Annotated in this window: 4 protein-coding genes; 1 reads left to right on the forward strand and 3 read right to left on the reverse strand. The window is 45.2% G+C overall.

Translation table 11 applies throughout. The features are described from left to right. Positions 1 to 337 (reverse strand): acyltransferase (locus A3751_RS15560; RefSeq protein WP_156492523.1); only part of this gene is annotated, 337 nt, incomplete at its 3' end. An 86-nt stretch (positions 338 to 423) separates the two neighbouring features. Here A3751_RS15560 and A3751_RS15565 point away from each other — a divergent pair. After that, complete coding sequence (locus A3751_RS15565) at positions 424 to 600, forward strand: DUF2442 domain-containing protein (protein ID WP_082863304.1); 177 nt, start codon at positions 424 to 426, stop codon at positions 598 to 600. Between the two features lie 132 nt (positions 601 to 732). Here the strand turns inward: A3751_RS15565 and A3751_RS15570 are convergent, their stop codons facing one another. Together A3751_RS15570 and A3751_RS22945 are read right to left on the reverse strand one after the other, a co-directional pair. Further along, positions 733 to 1,920, reverse strand: coding sequence for a DegT/DnrJ/EryC1/StrS aminotransferase family protein (locus tag A3751_RS15570; protein ID WP_068457768.1), 1,188 nt, complete (start codon positions 1,918 to 1,920; stop codon positions 733 to 735). 38 nt (positions 1,921 to 1,958) lie between these two features. Then, positions 1,959 to 3,591: hypothetical protein (locus A3751_RS22945; protein WP_197466394.1), on the reverse strand; the 1,633-nt coding region annotated here is incomplete at its 5' end.

The following is a 3,591-nucleotide window of genomic DNA, read 5'->3' on the forward strand; positions in this document are numbered from 1 at the left end:
ATGAAAACCCGACCGAAGCAATCGCATTCCATGAAAACTCGACCAAAGCGACCGGGTGCAGCAACACCCAAGCAGCGATACTGCAAACGATTAACACAAAGAGGAAAACGGGTAAAATTCGTCGTGCGCGACGAAAGTAAAACTCTGCGAACGAGAAGCTTTTATTTTCTAACGCGAACAATATTTGGCCACCGATAAGATAACCGCTGATCACAAAGAAAACATCGACACCAACAAAGCCTCCCGAGAAACCGGGAATGCCTGCGTGAAATAGCAATACAGGGATGATCGCAAGTGCGCGAAGGCCGTCAATTTCTTTTCTGTAAGCTAGGGGCATGGAGAAGCTATTAATATGTAATTACTTTGGTAAGCATAGCTGCTTTACCGAGGTTCAATAAAAACTATATTCAATTCAACAAATGCATGGATCTTAGCGAGGCTTTACTTGTTCCGATATTTGAACCACTGAAAGGCAAAGCGATATTCTCAAAGGTAGCAGTAGACCCAGAGTTAGAAACCATTGTCTGGCCAAACGGAGCAGACCTGGCGCCGGAATATCTTAAAGAGCTTTATCTGAAACAAAGCAAGCGAAGCGCTTGAGAGAGTAAGCAACGCCTACAACCAAAACCCTGTAGCGAGGGGGCTCCCAGCCCCGACGATCGTTGGTGTGCAGTTGCGGAGAACGCGTGCCAATCTGGACCATGCGCGGCGGTTTGATGGAAGGTGCCACGCCTACAAAATTTCTGACAGCCCCCTTTCCAAAACCGCACAAACCTCGCTCATCACCTCAACAGTAATCGTCGGATGCACCAAAAACATCAAGCTGGTTTCGCCCAGCTCTTTCGCGACAGGCAAGCGCTCTTTAGGTTTGGAAGGGTGATTGTCGAATGCTTTCTCCAGATACACTTCTGAGCAGGAGCCTTGCATGCAAGGTATACCCGTCTGATTGATAAGCTCAATCAAACTATCGCGGGTAACAGCTTTCGGTAACTTGTCTAGCTCGACAAACACGTAAAACTTGTAATGCGCATGTGTGATATGCGCTGGAATCACAGGTACGCGAAGAAAGTCGAATTTACGACACACTTCTGCAAGTGCGTTCGCATTGCGCGTTCTCGCTGCAGTCCATTCAGGCATGCGCTTTAATTGAATACGTCCGATAGCCGATTGCATTTCAGTTAAGCGCCAGTTGGTGCCAAACGATTCATGTAACCAACGAAAGCCCGGAGGGTGCTCGCGGTGATAAACCGCATCATAGCTTTTACCGTGGTCCTTGAATGACCACATCTTTTCCCAAAGGGCTTTGTCGTTGGTGGTGACCATTCCGCCTTCACCACCGGTGGTCATAATTTTGTCCTGACAAAACGACCATGCGCCGATATGCCCTATGGAGCCAACAGAACGAGTAACACCATCCTTACCTGTGTATTTAGCGCCATGCGCCTGGGCGCAATCTTCAATAATTTTTAAGTCATGCTCTTTAGCAAGCGCCATAAAGCCATCCATATCACATGGCCAACCGGCAAGGTGCACACAAACAACCGCTTTGGTTTTTTGTGTTATCACTTTGCGAACAGACTCCCGTGTGATGTTTTGCGACGCTCGATCGACATCGGCAAACACAGGAATGGCGCCCGCATTCACAATGGCACTGATCGAAGCAATAAAGGTACGCGGCGTAACGATGACCTCATCACCCTCGCCGAGGCCCAGTGCAAATAAGGCCAAATCCAACGCAACCGTACCGTTCGCAACGGCAATGGCGTACTCGCTATCCGCAAACTCGGCGAACTCTTTTTCGAACTCTCGGCCTTCGGTTCCTGTCCAGTAATTTACCTTATTCGATAAGAGTACTTGAGAGGCTTTATGGGCTTCCTCGTGGGTAAAAGAAGGCCAACCAGTTAACAAACCATCAAGCATATAACAAAGTTCCAATATATCTAAAAATTGCGCGATTATTACTCAAGAGATAATGAATACACAGTCATTTCAAGTTTATTTTCTTCATCAGACGACGGCATGGAATAAATGCCATTATCTACCCACTCTAGTCTATTACAGCGCTCTTTCAGCAAAAACATTCTCCCGCGAAAATATCCTGTTTCGGTATCAATCTTAAGTCTTATCAAGGCCCCACCATCAGCCTCAAGATAAAGCTTATTATTCTTAGGCGATGTATGCTGAAATTTTATTTCAGCAATTGCAGTCTCCCCCGAGGCGATTGAACAATCTTGGTCCGGCATTGAAGTTAGCCCCGGCTTAACAACTATCGACTCTTCCGAGATTTTGGACATTCGATTAAACAGCTCTGGGTTCAGAACAGCTCCCTGCAAAAGGGTTTTTGAGTTACGTAACCCCGCAGCCCAGTTAATAAGTAATGAATTACTCCACGCTTCGTCCTTACTCATAAGAGCCATCCACCCAGCATAATGGGCGGGGCTCCAATGCACAGAGTCTATTGGGTAATAAAAGCCAAAATAACGAGGAAACTCTGAACTCGCAGGCCGAGTATCAGAATCTAAAACAGCCTTCATAACTCTTTGAAACTCTTCCAATATTAGATCAAGCTGACGATCTTTTAATACAAAGTTTAAGAGCAAAAAGAACTCTATGGTAAGGCCTGCCTTATGAAAAGTCTCTGGTTTTATCTCCGGCAAAGCCATCGGGGTGTTAACACTAGGACTGTTATCTTCAGTCCACCCTTTCTGCCAAACTCCGTTTACATAAGGATAATAGAGATATCCATACGCATCCCAAAACAAAGTTTCTCTCCAGTGTCTCCAAATATTAGCTGCACGGTCTAAATAGACTTGTTTACCCGTTAGTATATACAAACGCACCAAACTACTTCCAAATGCTGCTGCTTCATTGATTGGCATTTCTACACCGTCAAGAAAAAAAGGGCTGTTATCAGGAAATTTATAAAAACCTCGACCCTCTTGGACTTCAACCCATTCACTGTCATGAGACCGTACCACAGCTTCTGCCGTACTAATAATTTTGCCGACGAGATCATCATAACCAACAACCCGATTGTCTTGGATTATCTGAGCCGCCCTTAGAAACTCCCCTAACATCAAGCCACTGTAATTCACATCCGAAAAATATAAGCTTGCCCACTGCCTTTCGTGCATAAGGTCATCGACCGAGCTAGAGGAATAATCGTAAAAGGGGCTAACGTAAAAAATGTTATATCGATCAATTCGCTCCCATTGTGGAAGAAGCCTACCATCGAAATTAACTCTGCTTTGAGTACTCATTCGAACATTATCAAAGTAATCAAAGAAGAAGCTAATCTCGTCTAACCAAACAGTTGAATGCGTCAAAAGAAAAGCATTGTTTAAGGCTCCTATCAGAGGCTGCACCTCCCAACCAGAAAACAAACTTTTGTTCGGGTTATTAACCGCGCTACGCCTTGAAAAAGTAATATCGTCGTTTAATTCACTCATTACCTCTGGAGCAATTGTAATAGGGCCAACTTGCTGCGTGTCAGTTAGAACAAACTTATCCGTAGTTTCAACTGTTCTATAAGGAGGGGGGGGGTGCGACAAAAAACTCATCGACGGCATAAGCTCAAGACTTTGCTCAAGG

The organism is Oleiphilus sp. HI0080, assembly GCF_001635135.1.